The sequence below is a fragment of the Streptomyces sp. KMM 9044 genome (assembly GCF_024701375.2).
Taxonomy (GTDB): Bacteria; Actinomycetota; Actinomycetes; order Streptomycetales; family Streptomycetaceae; genus Streptomyces.
Window position 1 is genome coordinate 754279 of record NZ_CP113910.1, and the last position, 19878, is coordinate 774156.

At 72.5% G+C, this 19878-nt stretch carries 13 protein-coding genes and 1 pseudogene; all 14 read right to left on the reverse strand.

The genetic code is table 11. The features are described from left to right. Positions 1-48 precede the first annotated feature (48 nt). The 14 genes and pseudogenes from HUV60_RS03470 to HUV60_RS03535 all read right to left on the reverse strand — a co-directional run bounded on the left by HUV60_RS03470 (position 49) and on the right by HUV60_RS03535 (position 19807). Positions 49-1773 (reverse strand): nucleotide pyrophosphatase/phosphodiesterase family protein, encoded by a 1725-nt coding sequence (locus HUV60_RS03470; protein ID WP_257852361.1) that lies wholly within the window; start codon positions 1771-1773, stop codon positions 49-51. Further along, complete coding sequence (eboE, locus tag HUV60_RS03475) at positions 1770-2939, reverse strand: metabolite traffic protein EboE (protein WP_257852360.1); 1170 nt, start codon at positions 2937-2939, stop codon at positions 1770-1772. The genes HUV60_RS03470 and eboE overlap by 4 nt, the downstream gene beginning before the upstream one ends. 3 nt (positions 2940-2942) lie before the next feature. After that, on the reverse strand, positions 2943-3836 hold the full coding sequence (locus tag HUV60_RS03480; protein WP_257852358.1) for a TatD family hydrolase: 894 nt from the start codon (positions 3834-3836) through the stop codon (positions 2943-2945). Then, positions 3836-4489, reverse strand: coding sequence for an EboA domain-containing protein (locus tag HUV60_RS03485; RefSeq protein WP_443047493.1), 654 nt, complete (start codon positions 4487-4489; stop codon positions 3836-3838). Before HUV60_RS03485 ends, HUV60_RS03480 begins: the two co-directional genes overlap by 1 nt. 661 nt (positions 4490-5150) lie before the next feature. After that, positions 5151-6053, reverse strand: a pseudogene (locus HUV60_RS03490) (sugar phosphate isomerase/epimerase family protein); the annotation flags it as partial. Beyond that, entirely contained in the window at positions 6050-7141 is a 1092-nt protein-coding gene (locus tag HUV60_RS03495; RefSeq protein ID WP_443047208.1) for an SCO3242 family prenyltransferase, read from the reverse strand. The gene HUV60_RS03495 and the pseudogene HUV60_RS03490, both read right to left, overlap by 4 nt. After that, the gene (locus tag HUV60_RS03500; protein ID WP_257852356.1) at positions 7138-8313 is read right to left on the reverse strand and encodes an inositol-3-phosphate synthase; all 1176 of its coding nucleotides are present in this window, start codon (positions 8311-8313) and stop codon (positions 7138-7140) included. The genes HUV60_RS03495 and HUV60_RS03500 overlap by 4 nt, the downstream gene beginning before the upstream one ends. Positions 8314-8486: 173 nt before the next feature. Next, complete coding sequence (locus HUV60_RS03505; RefSeq protein WP_257852355.1) at positions 8487-12200, reverse strand: ThuA domain-containing protein; 3714 nt, start codon at positions 12198-12200, stop codon at positions 8487-8489. Between the two features lie 264 nt (positions 12201-12464). Further along, the gene (locus HUV60_RS03510; RefSeq protein ID WP_257852354.1) at positions 12465-13463 is read right to left on the reverse strand and encodes a sugar phosphate isomerase/epimerase family protein; all 999 of its coding nucleotides are present in this window, start codon (positions 13461-13463) and stop codon (positions 12465-12467) included. Positions 13464-13486: 23 nt separating this feature from the next. Beyond that, complete coding sequence (locus HUV60_RS03515) at positions 13487-14704, reverse strand: Gfo/Idh/MocA family protein (protein ID WP_257852353.1); 1218 nt, start codon at positions 14702-14704, stop codon at positions 13487-13489. Between the two features lie 80 nt (positions 14705-14784). Beyond that, complete coding sequence (locus HUV60_RS03520) at positions 14785-15834, reverse strand: substrate-binding domain-containing protein (RefSeq protein ID WP_257852352.1); 1050 nt, start codon at positions 15832-15834, stop codon at positions 14785-14787. A 17-nt stretch (positions 15835-15851) separates the two neighbouring features. Beyond that, entirely contained in the window at positions 15852-16871 is a 1020-nt protein-coding gene (locus tag HUV60_RS03525) for an ABC transporter permease (protein ID WP_257852350.1), read from the reverse strand. After that, positions 16868-18385 (reverse strand): sugar ABC transporter ATP-binding protein, encoded by a 1518-nt coding sequence (locus HUV60_RS03530; protein ID WP_257852349.1) that lies wholly within the window; start codon positions 18383-18385, stop codon positions 16868-16870. The genes HUV60_RS03525 and HUV60_RS03530 overlap by 4 nt, the downstream gene beginning before the upstream one ends. Positions 18386-18625: 240 nt before the next feature. Then, entirely contained in the window at positions 18626-19807 is a 1182-nt protein-coding gene (locus HUV60_RS03535; RefSeq protein ID WP_257853147.1) for an ROK family protein, read from the reverse strand. Positions 19808-19878 lie beyond the last annotated feature (71 nt).

Genomic DNA, 19878 nt, shown 5'->3' on the forward strand with positions numbered 1-19878 from the left:
TCTCGGTAGCTGGATGCCGGCTCTTGGAGGGGTGTACCTGGTGGTGCGTCAGCCGAGTCCGGCGAGGTGGAGCAGGAGTTGCTTGACATCGGTGGCCGCGACGCGGTCTCCGAGGGCGCGGGGGGTGGAGCAGACGAGGAGCGGACCGTCGTCGTCGCTCGCGGGGAGGCGGCCGTGGCTGCCCCGGACAGGTGACGGGTCGAGGGGCACGACCGCCATCCGGTAGCGCATGCCGAGTTTCTTGCGCGCCAGTGCGGTGGCCGCCTTCACCTTGACGTACGGGTCGAGGGGGTCCATGAAGAGCTCGACCGGGTCGTAGCCGGGTTTGCGGTGGATCTCGACGAGCTGTGCGAAGTCGGGCGCGCGGTCGTCGTCGAGCCAGTAGTAGTACGTGAACCAGGCGTCGGGTTCGGCTACGGCGACCAGTTCGCCGGCGCGCGGGTGGTCGAGGTGGTGGGCCTTCTTGCCCTCGTCGTCGAGGAGCTGGTCGATGCCGGGCAGTCCTTCGAGGGCTGCCCGGGTGGCGTCGAGGTCCTCGGGGCGGCGCACGTAGACGTGGGCGATCTGGTGGTCGGCGACGGCGAAGGCGCGCGAGGCCATCGGGTCGAGGTACTCCATGCCGTCCTGCGTGTGGACCTCCAGCAGGCCCGCGCGGCGCAGGGCGCGGTTGATGTCCACGGTCCGGTTCACGCGGGTGATGCCGTACTCGGACAGGGCGACGACGGTACGGCCCTCGGCGCGGGCGTCGTCGAGCAGCGGGGCCAGGGCGGCGTCCAGGTCGGCGGCCGCCTTCAGGGAGCGCGGATCGTCGGGGCCGAAGCGCTGCAGGTCGTAGTCGAGGTGGGGGAGGTAGCAGAGCGTCAGGTCGGGGTGACGGGTGCGGTTGACGTGGCGGGTCGCGTCGATGATCCACTGGCTGGAGACGAGGTCCGCGCCGGGGCCCCAGAAGTGGAAGAGCGGGAAGGTGCCCAGCGTGTCGGTGAGTTCGTCGCGCAGGGCCGGGGGCCGGGTGTAGCAGTCGGGTTCCTTGCGGCCGTCGGCGTAGTAGACCGGGCGGGGGGTGACGGTGATGTCGGTGTCCGCGCCCATGGCGTACCACCAGCAGATGTTGGCGACGGTGTAGCCGGGGTGTGCGCGGCGGGCGGCGTCCCAGAGCTTGTCCCCGGAGACGAGGCCGTTGTGCTGGCGCCACAGCAGGACGTCGCCGAGTTCGCGGAAGTACCAGCCGTTGCCGACGATGCCGTGTTCGGAGGGGAGGCTGCCGGTGAGGAAGGTGGACTGGGCGGCGCAGGTGACGGCGGGCAGCACGGTGGAGAGCGGGGCACGGGAGCCGGTCCGGCCGAGCCTCTTGAGGTGGGGCATGTGGTCGAGGAGGCGGGGGGTGAGGCCCACGACGTCGAGGACGAGGAGGGGGGTGGGGCCGGCGGCCGCGGGTTCCTGGACGGGTGCCGGTACGGACACCGGGGCGGGTGCCGAGGCGGAACCCGCGGCGGAACCCGAGACGGACGCCGAGGCCGAACCCGAGACGGAACCCGCGGCGGAACCCGCGGCGGACGCCGAGGCCGAACCCGAGACGGACGCCGAGACGGACGCCGAGGCCGAACCCGAGACGGACGCCGAGACGGACGCCGAGGCCGAACCCGAGACGGACGCCGAGGCCGAACCCGAGGCCGAACCCGCGGCGGAACCCGAGACGGACGCCGAGACGGACGCCGGGACGGGTTCGGCGGTGGGGTCGGCGTGGTCGGCGTCGGCCGCACGGTCTGTGGTCATGGGAGTTCCTTCAGGCCCAGGTCCGTCAGCAGGTCGCGGGCGAGGGTGAGTTCGGCGGCGATGCCGTCGGCGAGCTGGGCGCGGCCCCTGGGCCGCAGCTCGGGTGGGAGGGCCTGCCAGGTGTAGGTCTCGACCTCCAGGTGGCGGGTGAGCGGCTGCGGGCCGCCGACGAGCCGGGTCAGGGCGGTCTTCAGTACGGGCAGCGTGGAGGTGAGGGGCGCGGTGGGAGCCGCGTGCAGGGGGACGTGGAAGTGGGCGCGCCAAGGCGCTCCCTCGGGGAGGGTGTCGCCGGCCAGTGCCTCGTCGAGGTCGTCGGTGCCGCGCAGTCCGGCGGCGGTGGACGTGCGGGTCTGGTGCAGGAAGCGGGGCTCGGCGAAGGCGCGCAGGGCCTCGCGGACCTCGGGCAGGTGGGGCTGCTCGGCGTGCAGGGCGGCGGAGAGCTGGGACTTGACCACGGGAACGCCGGCCCGGGTGAGGTCGTCCAGGGCGGTGTCCGGATCTTCGAAGGAGGTGGCGAGGTGGCAGGTGTCGACGCAGACGCCGATGCGGTCGTGGCCGATCGCGGTCAGCGGTTCGATGGCGTCGTGGGTGGTTTCGACGACGCAGCCGGGTTCCGGTTCCAGGGCGATGCGGAGGGAGCGTCCGGTCAGTTCCTGGAGTGCGTCGAGGCGTTCGGCGAGGGTGCGCAGGGCAGTGCGGGAGGCTTCGGCGTGCCGCGCGTCGTGGACGGTGCGCCAGGCCAGCGGCAGGGTGGAGATGCTGCCGTCGGGGACGTCGTCGGGGAGCAGTCCGGCGAGGAGACGGGCCAGGGCGGTGGTGTACTCCAGACGCTCGGGGTCGGCCCAGTCCGGTGTGTAGACACGGTACTTGACCTCCACGGCGCCGAATCCCTCGTAGGGGAAGCCGTTGAGGGTGACGACCTCGAGGCCGCGCCGGTCGAGTTCGCAGCGCAGGCCGCGCAGGGCGGACGGGTCGGTGACAAGGGCGCGCGCGGCGTCCTTGGCGAGCCACAGGCCGATGCCGAGCCGGTCACGGCCGAGCCGGCGGCGGACGGGTTCGCAGTGGTCCCTCAGCTGGGCGAGGACACCGTCGAGGGTCTCGGCGGGGTGGACGTTGGTGCAGTAGGCGAGGTGGACGGTGGACCCGTCGGGGTGACGGAAGCGCATGGCTCACGCCTCCGCGGCGGCGACGTCGGCCGTCCGCGGGGACTCGTCCCTCGGTACGCCGCGCTGGATGGAGTTGCCCTCGTGGGTGGCCTCGGGGGCGGTGACGTCGAGGGTGAGCCGGCCGCCGAGTCCGTAGAAGGCGACGGGGTTGCGCCACAGGACGCGGTCGACGTCGTCCTCGGGGAAGCCCTCGGCGAGCATCAGGTCGGCGACCTTGCGGGTCTTGAGCGGGTCGCTCTTTCCCCAGTCGGCGGCGGAGTTCACCAGGATTCGCTCGGGGCCGTGGGCGCGCAGGATCGCGACCATCCGTTCCTCGTCCATCTTGGTGTCGGGATAGACGGAGAAGCCGAGCCAGCAGCCGCTGTCCTTGGCCTCCTTGACGGTGGTCTCGTTGAGATGGTCGACCAGGACGCGGTCCACGGGCAGCGCGGACTCCCGGACGACGTCGAGGGTGCGGCGCAGTCCGGCGAGCTTGTCGCGGTGCGGGGTGTGCACCAGGGCGGGCAGGCCGTGGTCGGCGGCGAGCTGGAGCTGGGCGGCGAGTGCGGTGTCCTCGGCGGGTGTCATGGAGTCGTAGCCGATCTCCCCGACGGCCACGACGTTGTCCTTGACGAGATACCGGGGCAGCAGGTCGAGGACGGGTGTGCAGCGCGGGTCGTTGGCTTCCTTGGGGTTGAGGGCGATGGTGCAGTGGTGGGCGATGCCGTACTGGGCGGCGCGGAAGGGTTCCCAGCCGAGGAGGGAGTCGAAGTAGTCGGTGAAGGAGGCCGGCGAGGTGCGGGGCTGGCCGAGCCAGAAGGCGGGTTCGACGACCGCGCGGACGCCCGCCCCGTACATGGCCTCGTAGTCGTCGGTGGTCCGCGACGTCATGTGGATGTGGGGGTCGAAGAGGCGCATCAGGACTCCTTGCCGTGGGGGTCGTCCGTGGTGTGACTCGCGGTGGAGGGGGCAGGACCGGTGGGGGCGGGTCCGGCCAGGGCCAGGGTCCGTACGCGGTGGAGGTCCTCCGGGACGGGGCGGCCGGCGGCGGTGCGCTCGTCGGCGTAGTCGCCGAGCATGCGGGCGAGTTCGCCGTCGCCGCGGGCCCGCCGGGCCAGGTCCGCCACCCGGTCCAGGGCGACACCGGTGAACAGGCACTTCAGGACGGCGTGCCGCCAGGCGTGGGCGTCGAGGTGGCGGGCGCAGTAGGGGCCGACGGCGGCGGCGACGAGCCGGGTGTCGTTGGTGCGCAGGGCGTCCTCGACGAGCGGGCGGGCCTCGGGACCGGACACGAGGTGGGGCAGGGCGTGCAGGACCGCCCGGCGTTCGTCGGCGGTGCCCTGGTGGTAGACCCGGGTCAGCGCCTCGGCGTCGGCGTGGGCCGTGTGCAGGATCAGGACGCGGGCGGCGTCGGCGTGGGCGGCCCCGCAGCGGCGGGCGGCCTCGGCCAGGCGCAGTTCCCACACGGAGACGGGGTCATGGATGCCGGGGTGGGCGGCGGCCTCGTCGAGGGCCTGGTCCAGCCAGGCGCGGGCGGCTCCGTAGAGACGGGCGGAGAGGAGACGGTGCAGTTCGGTGGTCGGGAGGGTGGCGGGGGTGGCGGGGGTGGCGGGGGTGGCGGGGGTGGCGGGGGTGGCGGGGGTGGCGGGGGTGGCGGGGGTGGCGGGGGTGGCGGGGGTGGTGGGGTGGTGCCGTCGGCTGCCGCGGTTTCCGGTGCTGCGGTCCCCGGAGGCCGAGAGGTTGCCCCGGGCTCGGTGGTGGGGGCTGCCTCCGGGGCGGCCGGGGCGGCGTGGGGGTGGTTCACGGGGTGCTGCTCCCTTCGGGGGTGGCGGAGGGATCGCCTGGCGGGTGCGCAGGGGTGAAAGCGGCGGCGGGGCCGGTGGCCGTGTGAGCACCGGGGGCGTCGGGGGAAGGGCCTGTGGCCGTGTGACCGTCCGGGACAGTGTCGGCGCTGCCGGTGTCGGTAGCGGTGTGCGCGCCGGAGGCAGGGTTGGTGGCCACGTGATCACCCGGGGCACCACCCCCGGCACCGAAAGCGGTGCCGGGGTACGCGCCCTCGGGAGCGGTGACGATGTGGGCGCCGGAGACCTCAGGGGCAGGACCGGTGGCCATGTGGCTGCCCGGGGCACCACCCCCGGCACCGGAAGCGGGGACGGGGTACGCGCCCTCGGGAGCGGCGCCTACGGCGGTGGCGGGGACGGTATGCGCGCCCTCGGGAGCGGCGCCTACGGCGGTGGCGGTGCCGGTGCGCGCGGTGCGGGCCGCGGCGTGGAGGAACGGGAGGGAGCGGGCGGCGAAGTGGGAGCCGGCGTGGGAGTGGCGGGGCAGTTCGACGACGGTCAGGCCCTGGTAGCCGGTGGCGGCGAGGGCCGCGAGGACGGGCGGGAAGTCGATCTCGCCGTCCCCGAAGGGCAGGTGCTCGTGGACACCGCGGCGCATGTCCTCGATCTGGACGTGGCGCAGCCAGGGGGCGGCGTCGCGGACGCAGTCCGCCGGAGGGAGGGGTTCGAGGCACTGGCAGTGGCCGATGTCCAGGGTGAGGCCGAGGAGTTCGGGGTCCCCGAGGGTGCGGCGCAGGTGGTGGAAGTCGGCGAGGGTGGCGAGGAGGTGACCGGGTTCCGGTTCGACGGCGAGGGGCATGCCCGCGGTGGTGGCGGCGTCCAGGACGGGGGTGAGTGCCTCGGCGAGGCGCTTCCACGCGGTGTCCTCGTCCGTGCCCGCGGGGACGGTGCCGCTGAAGCAGTGCAGGGCGTGCGCCCCGAGGTCGGCGGCGACCTCGACGGCCCGGACGAGCAGGTCCACGCGGCGGGCGCGGTCGTCCGGGGCGGGGTCCAGGAGCGAGGGTCCGTGTTTGCGGCGCGGGTCCAGCACGTAGCGGGCGCCGGTCTCGACGGTGACGCCCAGGCCGAGTCCGTCCAGGCGCCGGGCGACCCGGCGGGTGCGGGCGGTGAGGTCCGGGGCGAGCGGGTCGAGGTGCATGTGGTCGAGGGTGAGCCCGACGCCGTCGTAGCCGAGGTCGGCGAGCAGGGCGAGGGCGTCGTCGAGACGGAGGTCGGCGAGGCCGTTGGTGCCGTAGCCGAAGCGGAGGGAAGGCGGGGGCGGGGGCGGAGAGGCGCCGTCCGGGTTCCGGCTCACGTGATGCTCACCTTCCTCATGCCGGACCTCCTCGCGAACCTCCGGCCGGCCGGGGCCAGGGCCGCGACGAGCAGGGCGGTGCCGGCCGAGCCGGAGCGGGCGGCGAGCGCGGCCTGGAGCGGGATCGTGGCCCGGATGCCGCCGCCGACGGCGCGTTGGGTGAGCGGGGGCGAGGGGTTGAGTGCGGCGTGGACATAGGGCCGGGCGGCCGTGGCTGCGTAGGCGGCGCCCAGGGCGGTGGCGAGGACGCCGGTGGCCCGGGGCGGGCGCCCGGCCGGGCCGGGGCCCGGCAGGCCGGGGGCGGCTGCTGCCCGCCGGCCTGCCGGGAGTCGGGTGCGGCGGTGGCTGACCAGCCGCGTCAGCGCCCCCGTCGTCGCGAGGGCCGCCAGCGGGGCCAGGACCGAACCGCCGGTGGTCTCCCGGCGGGAGACGGCCGTGACCGCGAGGGTGTGCGTGCCGAGCAGCGCGGCCGAGGGCAGCGCTGCCCGGGCGCCGCCACCGGTGGCGGCCGCGCCCAGGAGAAGGTCCAGTCCGCGGGCGGCGGCCATGGCCGCGGGGCCGGCGGGTGTGTGCTTCAGCGCGAGGTCGTAGGCCCAGACGGTCGCCGCCAGGGGGACGGCCGCCGCGAGGGCGGGGCGTCCCGCTCCGGCGGCGAGCGCCAGTCCGGCGCCGGTGAGGGCACCGGCGGCGGTGAGGGCGGCGGCCGGGCGGATGCGGCCGGACGGAAGGGGGCGGTGCGTGCGTTCTGCGGCGTCCTCGGTGCGGTCCGCCCAGTCGTTCAGGGCCATGCCGGCCTCGTACAGGCACAGGGAGGATCCGATGGCGAGCAGGGTGCGGGGGCCGGGGCGCGCGCCGGCCGCCGCCGCGCCGGCCAGGGCGTCGCCGGGGACGGTGAACAGCGCGGGCAGGCGCAGCAGTTCGGCCCAGGCGCTCGCGCGGGCGGAGCGGGTGCGGGGGGCGCGGGGCGCGGGGCCGGGCAGGGGGGTGGCGGCGCCCCGGGGGGCCGCCCCGGGTACCGGATCGTCCGCCGCCGTCGGCCCGGCCCCCGGAGCGGGTGTGTCCCGCGCCGGGGCGCCCGTGCGGCTCACCGCTGCGCCCCGCGGTCGTCGGCGTCGTCCCGCAGCCGCCCGGCGAAGCGCCTGAGCTGAGCGTACTGTTCGGCCAGCGAGGACGGGCCGTCCCCCACCGGGTCCTTGAAGTAGAAGCCCAGTTCGCCCAGCGGACCGGACAGGCCCCTCTCCCGGGCGCGGGCGACCAGCCGGGCCAGGTCGAGGACGAGCGGCGCGGCGAGCGCCGAGTCGCAGCCCTGCCAGGTGGTCTGCAGGACCATGCGGGCGCCGAGGAAGCCGTCGAAGGCGATGTGGTCCCAGGCCGTCTTCCAGTCGCCGAGCGCGGGCACGTCGTCGATGTGGACCTCGCCCTCGGGGGTGGTGCCGAGGGTGTCGGCGAGGACGCGTTCCTTGCCGGCGTTCTTGGCGGCGGCAGCCGCGGGGTCGGCGAGGGCGGCACCGTCTCCGCCGCCCAGGAGGTTGGTGCCGGACCAGGCGCGCACGGCGAGGGCGCGCTGCAGGAACATCGGGCCGAGTACGGAACGCAGCAGTGTCTGACCGGTCTTGCCGTCGCGGCCCGCGTGGGGGACGGAGGCCGTCGCCGCCTGCTCGGCCAGCGCCGGGTGGTGCAGGCCTGCGGAGGGGGTGAAGTTGACGTAGGGGCAGCCGGCGCGCAGGGCGGCCGCCGCGTAGAGGGAACTCGGCGGCAGGGAGGCGTCGGCGGGGGCGGGCTCGGTGGAGGCGACGTTCACCACGACGGCGCCCGCGAGACCCTGGCGGCGCACGAAGTCGCGCATGTCGGCCGCGAACACGTCGATCAGTTCGTCGTCGTGGCGGCCCGGGCCGCCGTCCGTGTCGCCGGGCTGGGGGCCGCCGGGCCTGATCTCCTGGTCGGCGGCGACGAGTTCGGCGTGCACGGCGGAGGGCAGACCGTGCGGCAGGACGCCGCCGGCGACGAGGTGTTCGGCACGTTTGGGCAGCGGGCAGTCGACGGTGTCGTGGCCGCCGAAGACGAGGGAGGACAGCGGCGGCAGGCCGCACGGGGTGAAGTCGGGAGTCTCGGTGACCATGCCGGTCGGCGGGTGGAGTCCGGCGGCGACGGCGGCGCAGCCCGCGATCGCGGTCGTGGCCACGGATCCGCGCGCCCCGATGAGCCAGACGCCGAAGCGGGGGGTCGGGGAGGGGGTGGGGAGGGACGGTTCGGCGGACATGGGCAGCCTCCTTGTCGTACGCGAACCGGGTGCGAGCGCCGGAGAGAGGGGACGAGCGGGGTGCCGGGCGCGAGCGCCGGAGAGAGGGGACGAGCGGGGTGCCGGGCGCGGGGCCCGGCGGGGACGGCGGGCGGAGGTCCGGCGTCCTCCGCCCGCCGCCGTTCCGGTCGCCCTTAGGAGGGCAGTTCCTTCAGCTGGATGTTGCGGAAGGAGACGTGGTCGTCGGCTCCGTGGTTCTGGAGGCCGATGTGGCCGTCGGTCAGGCTCCGCTCGGGGTCCTTGTTGGTGAAGTCGTTGATCTTGACTCCGTTGAGGAACACCCTCAGGCGTTCGCCCTGGACCTTGATCTCGTAGGAGTTCCACTGGCCGGGCGGACGCAGGACCTGGTCACGGGCCTTGATGTTCGCCGACTTGAACGAGTAGACGGAGCCCGTGGTGCGGTCGGGCGCGTCCGTGGCGTCGATCTGGATCTCGTAGCCCTTGTTCACCGCGGACCAGGGGTCGTCGGAGGCCGGGAAGCCCACGAAGATCCCGGAGTTGTCGTCGCCCCGCATCTTCCAGTCGAGCTTGAGGGAGTACGACGTCAGCTCCTTGGCCTGGTACCAGAGCAGCCCCATGCCGCCCTCGGACTCCAGGGTGCCGTCCTTGACGTCGAACGTGCCGGGGCCGGCCTGCTTCCAGCCGTCCAGGGTCCGGCCGTTGAAGATCTTCCGGTAACCCTTGTCCGGCTTGCAGTCCGCCTTGACCTGGCCGGTGGCGTACTGCAGACCGCCGAGCAGATGGGTGCGGAAGGCCTCCTCGGCGTAGGACTCCTTGGTGTGGCCGCCGCCGGTGTAGAAGGAACGGCCGCCGCCGTAGCTCTGGCACCAGGCGATCGGGTGGTCGCCCTTCATGGTGCCGCCCTCGTAGGTCGTCTCGTCGAGGGTGGCGAGGACCTTGGCCTGCTCGCGCGGGTTGGTGCGGTAGTTGTACCACTCGTCGGTGCGTTCCCACGCGTCGTTCAGGTGCGCGGTGGACGGGTGGTCGTGGTCCTCGACGCGCACGGTGGCCTTCTGGGTGGCCGGGTGCGAGTCGAAGTAGGCGCCGACGAGACCGCCGTAGAACTCCCAGTCGTACTCGGTGTCGGCGGCGGCGTGGATACCCATGTAGCCGCCGCCGTTGCTGACGTAGTTCTCGAACGCCTTCTGCTGGTCGGCGTTCAGGACGTCACCGGTGGTGGACAGGAAGGCCACCGCGTCGTACTTGGCGAGGTGGGCCGTGGTGAACTGTCCGGCCTCCTCGGTCGCGTCGACGGTGATGCCGGCCGGGCCGCCCAGTTCCTTCAGCGCGGCGATGCCCTCCGGGATGGAGTCGTGGCGGAAGCCTGCGGTCCTGGAGAAGACGAGGACCTTCTTGCCCTTCTTGAAGGGCTCCTTGGAGAACTCGAAGTCGTCCACGTCGTACAGCGCGCCCTCGCCGCCCCGGAAGACCAGGTAGATCTCCGTGGTGCCCTTGGGCAGCTTCCGCAGGGGCACGTCGACGTTCTGGAACATCTCCCAGCCACCGGTCGGGGGGATGTACGCCGAGCCGTGCAGTGTGCCGTCGGGCGAGCCGGTGCGCAGTTCGACGAAGCCGCCGGCGCCGCCGGAGGAGGCCCGCACGGTCAGCTTCTTCTGCCCGTCGAACCGGTAGGGGCTGAAGGAGATCCAGTCGCCGTCATTGATGTCGCCGACGGTCTTGCCGCCGTGGGCGCCGGTCTTGTTGATCACCGACACGCCCGACTGGGTGGTGAAGTGCTCGGCCTGGCGGTGCAGCGGCTGGAGCACGGTGCGGGCGGTGCCGGTCAGGGTCTCCTGGCCGTTGGCCCCGCCGTCGGTGTAACTGGCGCCGACGACACCGTAGATGTTGGCGTTGGGGTCGTGACCGCCGTCCCCGGCGGGCGGCTTGAGGGTGCCCTCACAGCCCGTCCCGCTGGTCAGCTCGTGGGCGTGGGAGTCGTGGCCGAGGCTGTAGACGACCTTGACCTTGGAGCAGTCGACCCTCTCCTCGGGGTCGGTGACGGTCACCTTGAAGGGAACCGGTTCGCCGAAGGCGGCCAGGCTGCCGTTGCCCGGAACCTCGATCCTCACCTTGGGTTCGGTGTTGCCGACCACGATCCGGACGCCGGCGTTGCCGGTGTTGCCCTCGGGGTCCGTCGCGGTGAAGGTCGCGGTGTAGGTGCCGATCTTCTTGTACTTGTGGGTGGGGGTGAGCCCCTCGCCCTCGGTTCCGTCGCCGAAGTCCCAGCTGTAGGCGAGGTCCGGGGAGTCGGCGTCCTCGGCGGAGGCGGTGAAGGCGACCTTCAGGCCGGCCGCTCCGGAGGTCTTGTCGGCGCTCACCTCCGCGATCGGGGAGAAGCCGTCCTCGGCGTTCTCGATCCGGTACAGCGCGGAGTTCTCGTCGCCCTGGAACCAGGAGACGCCGTAGTCCAGGACGTAGAGCGCGCCGTCGGGGCCGAACTCCATGTCCATGATCTGGGTGCCGGTCCACGGGAAGTCGTTGATCTTCGCGACCGTGCCGTTCTCGTTCTGCTCGATCCGCTTGATCCAGCGGCGGCCGAACTCGCCCGCGAAGAAGTCGCCGTCGTACGCCTCGGGGAACTTCACGCTGGAGTCGAGCTCGGGGTCGTAGCGGTAGACCGGGCCGGCCATCGGGGACTCGGAGCCGCTGCCGAACTCGGGCACGGAACCGCCGTCGTACGGGATCCAGGCGGCCTGGGCGGGCGGCAGGTCGACGAGGCCGGTGTTGTGCGGCGAGGTGTTCTTCGGGGCGGCGCAGTCGAACTTCTCGCCGGAGGCTCCGGTGGCGAAGTCGTAGTCGACGTAGGCGTCGTTGTCGCCGGTGCAGAACGGCCAGCCGAAGTTGGCGGCCTCGGTGACCTTGGCGAACTCGACCTGTCCCGCCGGACCCCGGTCCGGGTCGGCGGCTCCGGCGTCGGGGCCGTAGTCGCCGACGTAGACGGTGCCGGTCTCGTCGTCGACGCTCATGCGGAACGGGTTGCGGAAGCCCATCGCGTAGATCTCGGGACGGGTCTTCCGGGTGCCGGGGGCGAAGAGGTTGCCCTCCGGGACGGTGTACGAGCCGTCCTCGGCGACCTTGATGCGGAGGATCTTGCCGCGCAGGTCGTTGGTGTTGCCGGAGCTGCGGCGGGCGTCGAAGGCCGGGTTGCGGTCCGGCCGCTCGTCGATCGGCGTGAAGCCGTCGGAGGCGAAGGGGTTGGTGTCGTCGCCGGTGGACAGGTAGAGGTTGCCCTCGGCGTCGAAGTCGATGTCGCCGCCGACGTGGCAGCAGGTGCCGCGGGAGGCCGCGACGTCCAGGACCTTCTTCTCGCTGGCCAGGTCCAGCGTGCCGTTGGGGTTGAGGACGAAGCGGGAGAGGCGGTTGACGCCGTCGAACTTCTCGAAGTCCTCGGCGGTGCCGGTCTCCGGGGCGTCGCCCTCGGGGGTGTCGAGCGGCGGGGCGTAGTAGAGGTAGACCGCCCGGTTGTTCTCGAAGCCCGGGTCGATGCCGACGCCCTGCAGGCCCTCCTCGTCATGGCTGTAGACGGGAATCTTGCCGGCGACCTTGGTGACGCCGCCCTGGTCGGTGAGGCGCAGCGTGCCGTCGCGCGAGGTGTGCAGGACGCTGCGGTCCGGGAGCACGGTGAGCGACATCGGCTCGCCCGTCTCGGGTTCGCCCTTGGCGAGCGGTACCTGCTGGAACCGCCCCTCGGCGGCTGCCGGTCCGTCGTGTTCCGGGTGTCCTGGGTGGGCGCCGGCGACGGGCGCCGGGGTGCCCACTGCCAGCATCAGGCCGGTGAACAAGGCGAGGGCGGTGCGAAGTCCGGGACGCCTCGTGGTGCGGGTGGATGTGAGTCTGCTTCTGTGCACGAAGTCCCTCCGGTAACGGGGTGGGGCCGTACGGAACGGGTGCGAAGGCGTGCGGTGCGGGCGCCGGGGTGCGCCGTCACCCCGGAGGCATGGGTGTCCTGAACACTTCAGGGACGGTAACCGCGTTCGCCCGGGGCGAACACCCCTTGGACCGGGGTTGCCCGAACTTTTCCCCGACGCAGGACAAAGCGGATTCGGGCAGGTCGGACCGGGGACCGGCGGACGTTCCGGTCCCCGTCCCCGACCTGCCGTCGGGCGTGCGGTTCAGCTGTTGAACGCCGCGTCGAAGGAGGCCGACGGCGGGTCGAAGTCGTACGCCTTGAGCCGGGTCAGCGCCTCGGGGGCGCCCTGGAGCCGGTCCATGCCGGCGTCCTCCCATTCGACGGATACGGGGCCCTGGTAGTCGATGGAGCGCAGCATGCGGAAGACGTCCTCCCAGGGGACGTCCCCGTGGCCTGCGGAGACGAAGTCCCAGCCGCGCCGGGGATCGCCCCAGGGCAGGTGGGAGCCGAGGCGGCCGTTGCGGCCGTCGAGACGCTTGCGGGCCTCCTTGCAGTCGACGTGGTAGATCCGGTCGCGGAAGTCCCACAGGAAGCCGACCGGGTCGAGGTCCTGCCACACGAAGTGGGAGGGGTCGAAGTTGAGTCCGAAGGCCGGCCGGCGGCCGACCGCCTCCAGGGCACGGACGGTGGTCCAGTAGTCGTAGGCGATCTCGCTGGGGTGGACCTCGTGTGCGAACCGCACGCCCTCGGCGTCGAAGACGTCCAGGATCGGGTTCCAGCGCGTCGCGAAGTCCTCGTAGCCGCGGTCGATCATCGACTCGGGCGCGGGCGGGAACATGGCCACCAGGTGCCAGATCGCCGATCCGGTGAACCCGATGACGGTGTCGACGCCGAGGAGGGCCGCGGCGCGTGCGGTGTCCTTGATCTCGGCGGCGGCCCGCTGCCGTACGCCCTCGCCCTCGCCGTCGTCCCAGATCCTGGCCGGCAGGATGGCCTGGTGGCGTTCGTCGATGATGGCGTCGCAGACCGCCTGGCCGACCAGGTGGTTGGAGATCGCCCGGACCTTGAGGCCGTACTTGTCGAGCAGCTGACGGCGGGAGGCCACGTAGGACGGGTCGGCGAGTGCCTTGTCGACCTCGAAGTGGTCTCCCCAGCAGGCGAGTTCGAGTCCGTCGTAGCCGAAGTCGCGGGCGAGCCGGCAGACCTCCTCGAGGGGCAGGTCCGCCCACTGGCCGGTGAACAGTGTGAAGTCGCGGGGCATGCGTGTCTGCCTTTCCCGGTTTCTCAGGCGGCGATCGGTGTGTAGACGGAGTTCTTCTCGGCACTCTCCTCCACGGCCGCCAGGACGCGCTGCACCTGCAGCCCGTCGGCGAAGGAGGGTTCGGGGGTGCGGCCCTCGGCGACGGCGTGGACCAGGTCGTGGGCCTGGTGCACGAAGGTGTGCTCGTAGCCGAGGCCGTGGCCCGGCGGCCACCAGGCGTCCAGGTAGGGGTGGTCGGGTTCGGTGACCAGGATGCGGCGGAAGCCCGCGTGGGCGGCGGGCTCGGTGCCGTCGTGGTAGGAGAGTTCGTTGAGCCGTTCCAGGTCGAAGGCCAACGATCCGCGCTCGCCGTTGAGTTCGATGCGCAGCGCGTTCTTGCGGCCGGTGGCGTACCGGGTGGCCTCGAAGGAGGCGAGGGCGCCGGAGGCGAAGCGGCCGGTGAACAGGGCGGCGTCGTCCACGGTGACCTCGCCGGTGCCGGCGCTCTCGACGGCGGCCGGACCGCTGGTGGGCGCGGCGGGCAGCGGCCGCTGCCGGACGAACGTCTCGGTGAGCGCGGAGACGCCCGCCAGCCGCTCCCCCGCCAGGTACTGGGCGAGGTCGACGATGTGCGCGCCGAGATCGCCGAGCGAGCCGGAGCCGGCCTGCTCCCGGCGCAGCCGCCAGGTCAGCGGGAACGCCGGATCCACCAGCCAGTCCTGAAGGTATGTCACCCGTATGTGCCGCAGGGTGCCGATGCGGTCCTCGGCCACCATCCGCCGGGCCAGCGCGGTCGCGGGGACCCGGCGGTAGTTGAAACCGACCATCGCCAGCCGGCCCTGCCGCAGAGCCCGTTCGGCGGCGTCGGCCATCGCCTCGGCCTCGGCGACGGTGTTGGCGAGGGGTTTCTCGCACAGGACGTGCTTGCCCGCGGCGAGGGCTGCCAGCGCGATCTCGGCGTGGCTGTCACCGGGGGTGCAGATGTCGACGAGGTCGACGTCGTCCCGTTCGACCAGGGCGCGCCAGTCGGTCTCGGTGTCCGCCCAGCCGTGGCGGTCTGCCGCCGCACGCACCGCGGTGGCGTCCCGGCCGCAGATGACGGCCAGTTCGGGGCTCAACGGCAGGTCGAACATGCGGCCCGCGGTGCGCCAGCCCTGGGAGTGGGCGGCGCCCATGAAGGCGTAACCGACCATGCCGACGCGCAGTGGCGGCTTCCCCGTCTCTGCGCTGTCTGCCCCATCTGACTGCTGCGGCTGTGCCATACGGATGTCCTCCTCGTCGTCGTGGCGGGCGGGGGTGGGCCCCGCCCGGTGGGCTGGTCAGGCCCGTGGGGCGGGGCTCCTCACTTGAAGCCGGTGGACATGTACTGGTCGACGTTCTCCTTGTCGACGACGGCCGAATAGCAGGTCAGCGAGGTGGGGATCTCGAACTCGGCGAGGCCTCCGACACCCTTGTCCTGGCCGAGGGCGCGGGCGAGGTCGATCGCGGAGGCGGCCATCGACGGCGGGTAGAGCACGGTCGCCTTGAGGACGCCGTTGTCCGCCTTGATGGCCTGGAAGGCGGAGAGTGCGCCCGCGCCGCCGACCATGAGGAAGTCGTCGCGCCCGGCCTGTTCGATGGCGCGCAGCGCGCCGATGCCCTGGTCGTCGTCGTGGTTCCACAGCGCGTCGAACTTCGACTGGGCCTGCAGGAGCTGGGCCATCTTGGCCTGGCCCGACTCGACGGTGAAGTCGGCGGCCTGGCGGGCCACCTTCTTGATGTTGGGGTAGTTCTTCAGCGCGTCGTCGAAGCCCTGGGTGCGCTGCTTGGTGAGCTCGAGGTTGTCCAGCCCCGCCAGTTCGATGACGCGGGCGTCGGGGGTGTCCTTGAGCTTCTCGCCGATGTAGTGCCCGGCGTTCAGGCCCATGCCGTAGTTGTCGCCGCCGATCCAGCAGCGGTACGCCTGCGGGGAGTTGAAGATGCGGTCGAGGTTGACGACGGGGATGCCGGCACGCATCGCCTTCAGCCCGACCTGGGTGAGCGCCTTGCCGTCGGCGGGGAGCACCACCAGGACGTCGACCTTCTTGTTGATGAGGGTCTCGATCTGGCCGATCTGCTGGGCGGTGTCGTTGGAGCCCTCGGTGACCTCCATGGTGACGTCCGAGTACGTCGCGGCGCGTTTCTCGGCGTTGTCGTTGATGGCGTTGAGCCAGCCGTGGTCGGCCTGCGGTCCCGCGAAGCCGATGGTGACCGGCTTGCCGGGCTTGTCGTCGGCGGCCGGCCGGTCGCTCGCGGCCGGCTCGGCGTCGCTGGGCTCGTTGCTGGTGCAGCCGGTGACGAGGACTCCGGCGGACACGGCGGCGGCTCCGAAGAGCAGCCCTCTGCGGCTCGTACGAGGTGTCGGCTCTGGCATGGCGGTGAATCCTTTCGTCAGGTCGTGCTCGCGGTGCGGCGCTGGACCAGCACGGCGGCGACGATGATCGCGCCCTTGGCGATCTGCTGGACGTCGCTCTGCAGGTTGTTCAGGGCGAAGATGTTCGTGATCGTGGTGAAGATCAGGACGCCCAGCACGGAGCCGACGATGGTGCCGCGGCCCCCGGTGAGCAGGGTGCCGCCGATGATCGCGGCGGCGATGGCGTCGAGCTCGTAGAGGTTGCCGTTGGTGTTCTGGCCGGAGCCGGACAGGACGATCAGCAGGAAGGCGGCGATGCCGCAGCACAGCCCCGACAGCAGGTACAGGTAAAGGCGTTGGCGGCGGACGTCGATGCCGGCGAGCCGGGCCGCCTCCGCGTTGCCGCCGACGGCGACGGTGCGGCGTCCGAAGGTGGTCCGGTTGAGGACCAGCCAGCCGATGACGGTGACCGCCGCGAACACCAGGACCAGCGGCGGGATGCCGAGGACATAGGCGTCGCGTTCGCCGAGGTCGAGGACGCTGTCGAGGGTGACGACCTGGGTGCGCCCGTCGGTGATCTGCAGGGCCAGGCCGCGGGCCGAGGCGAGCATGGCGAGGGTGGCGATGAACGGGACCATCCCGCCGTAGGCGATCAGCACCCCGTTGACCAGCCCGCAGCCGACGCCGACGAGGACGGCGGTGAACAGGATGCCGGCGAAACCGAACTCCTGGGTGGCCACCGTGGTCGCCCACACCGAGGCCAGGGCGACGATCGCACCGACCGACAGGTCGATGCCGCCCGAGGTGATGACGAAGGTCATGCCGACGGTGACGACACCGATGACGGAGGCCTGGGTGAGGACGAGCTGGAGGTTGCGGGTGTCCAGGAACTCGTCCGGCCTGGTGATGCCGCCGATGAGGACGAGCGCGGCGAGGACGCCGAGCAGTGACAGGGTGCGGACGTCGACGCGGAACAACACGGTATGCCAGGCGGGCGGTTCGCCGGCCAAAGGCGCCTTGTCGGTGCTGTCCCGCGGCGGGGAGACGGGCTGCGTCATGACGCCGGGCTTCCTTCCATGACGAGGTCGAGTACACGGTGTTCGTCGAGCTCCCGGGCAGGCGCCGTGTGAACGACGTCCCCCTCACGGAGCACCAGGACGCGGTCGGCGAGGCCGAGCACCTCGGGCACCTCGCTGGAGACGAGCAGCACGGCGAGGCCTTCGTCGGCCAGCCGCCTTATGACTGCGTACAGTTCGGCGCGGGCGCCGACGTCGACGCCGCGGGTGGGTTCGTCGAGCAGCAGCACCCGGCAGCCGCGCAGCAGCCAGCGGGCGAGCACGGCTTTCTGCTGGTTGCCGCCGGACAGGGTGCGCACGGGCACGTCCGGGTTGTCCGGCCGCAGCGAGAGTTCGCGGGTGGCGGCGCGGGCCGCGCCGAGTTCGGCGCCGCGGTCGACCCAGCCTGCCCGCGAGAAGCGGGACATGGCGGAGAGCGACACGTTGCGGGTGACGGACTCCAGCATGAGCAGGGCCTGCGCCTTGCGTTCCTCGGGAGCGAGTCCGATCCCGGCGCGGACGGCGGCGCGCACGCTGCCCGGTCGCAGGGTGCGTCCGTCGACCAGGACCCGGCCGGAATCCGGTGTGCGGGCGCCGTAGATCGTCTCCAGGATCTCGGAGCGCCCCGAGCCGACGAGACCCGCGAGCCCGACGATCTCCCCGGGGCGCAGGACGAGGTCGAGGGATGCGAACTCGCCGGTGCGGGCCAGCCCTTCGACGGTCAGCACCGGTTCGGCCGCCGGTGGGAAGGCCGGGCGCTCGGGGAAGACGTACTCGACGTCGCGGCCGGTCATCAGGGCGACCACCTCGCGGGTCGGCGTCGACTCGGCGGGCAGCCCGCCCGCGACGGCGCGGCCGTCCTTGAGCACGGTCACCCGGTCGCCGATGCGCCGGATCTCCTCGAGGCGGTGCGAGATGTAGACGACGGCGACGCCGTCGGCGGTGAGGTCGGCGACGATGCGGAAGAGGTTGTCGACCTCGTCCGGGTCGAGCGCGGCCGACGGCTCGTCCATCACGATGAGGCGTACGTCGTGCGAGAGCGCCCGCGCCATGGAGACGATCTGCTGCTGGGCAGCCGACAACTGCCCGACCGCACGGCCCGGTTCGATCTTGGGATGGCCGAGCCGGGTCAGCAGCTCGGCCGTCGCTTCCCTGGCGGTCCTGGGGCGGACGACGAACCCGGCGGTCGTCGGTTCCTGACCGAGGTGGACGTTCTCGGCGACCGTCATGTGTTCCACCAGGTCGAGTTCCTGGTAGATGGTGGCGATCCCGAGGCGCATGGCGGCGATCGGCGAGCGCAGGGTGACGGCTTCGCCGCGCCAGTGGATGGTGCCGGTGTCGGGCTGGTGGGCACCAGCCAGCACCTTGATCAGGGTGGACTTGCCGGCGCCGTTCTGGCCGAGCAGGCAGTGCACCTCGCCGGCCTGGACGTCGAGGTCGACGCCGTCCAGGGCCCGGACGCCGGGGAAGGACTTGGTGATGCCGGACATGGTGAGCAGCGGTGGTTCGGGTGCCATGCGGATTCCCCTCGGCGGGCGTGCGGGCCGGTGTCAGGGCGATCCCCTTGCGGGGAGGGTGTTTTCGGGCAGGCCGGATTGCCGGGACGGTGCGGGTCGTGCGGGGTCGTACGTGTGGCGGGGTGGGAGTACGTGGTGCCGGTGCGCTGTCCCGTGAGTGGATACGGTGGGCCGCTTTGCCCGGTGGAGGGCAGAGCTGTCGCGTGCGGTGGAGCCGGATGCCGTGCTGCCGCGGGCTGTTTACGCGGGTGAGAACAGGTGGTCGCTGATGAGCCGGGCCGCGCCGATGACTCCGGCGGTGGGGCCCAACTCCCCTAGGACGATGGGCAGGTTGCCGGTCGCCAGGGGCAGCGACTGGCGGTAGACCTGGGTGCGGATGGCGGCGAGCAGGGTGTGGCCGAGACCGGTCACACCGCCGCCGATCACCACCAGGCCGGGGTTGAAGAAACTGACCAGGCCGGCGATGACCTGGCCGGTACGGCTGCCGCCCTCGCGGATCAGGTCGATCGCGGTGGTGTCCCCCGCGGCAGCCGCGGCGGCGACGTCGACGGCGCTGAGCGTGCCGTTCGTCTCCAGACGGCTCGCGAGTTCGGCGGAGAGCTGCTGCTGGGCGGCCTCCAGCGCGTCCCGGGCGAGGGCCGCGCCGCTGAAGTGGGCCTCCAGGCAGCCCCGGTTGCCGCAGGCACAGGGGCGGCCGTCGGGTACGGCCTGGATGTGCCCGATGTCGCCGGCGCTGCCCGTCGTACCGCGGTGGACCTCACCGCCGACGACGATGCCGCAGCCGATGCCGGTGCCGATCTTGACGCAGAGGAAATCGGGGACGGAGCGGGCGACGCCCGCGTGCTGCTCCCCCATGGCCATCAGGTTCACGTCGTTGTCGACCATGACCGGGCAACCGAGGTCCTGGCTGAGCGCCTCCCGTACGGGGAAGCCGTCCCAGCCGGGCATGATCGGCGGCGCCACCGGGATGCCCTCGGGGAACCGGACCGGACCCGGGACGCCGACACCGGCGCCGTCGAACCCCTCCGCGAGTCCCGAGGCTTTCAGCTTCGCTGCCATGGAAAGTACTTGCTCGAAGACCGCGACCGGTCCGTCGCGTACGTCCATGGGCTGGTTGATGTGCCCGAGGATCTCCAGTTCGGCGTTGGTGACGGCGACGTCGACCGAGGTTGCGCCGATGTCGACGCCGAGGAGCCGCAGGTGCGGGTTGAGGCGGATGTTGTGCGAGCGCCGGCCGCCGCGCGAGGCGGCGAGTCCGTCGGCCACGACGAGTTCCGTCTCCAGCAGCCGGTCCACCTCCACGGCCAGCTTCGACCGGGAGAGGTCGACCTGGTCGCCGAGTTGGGCACGGGAGTTGGGTCCACCGTCGCGCAACAGCCTGAGCAGTCGGGCCTGGTGGGCGTTCGCGGGCCGTGCCGTCATGCGTCTCACGAACCCCTCCCCGCCTCGATCGGTCTCTGCGCGCCGGTTTCCGGCCACGTGTGTGGTGCGCT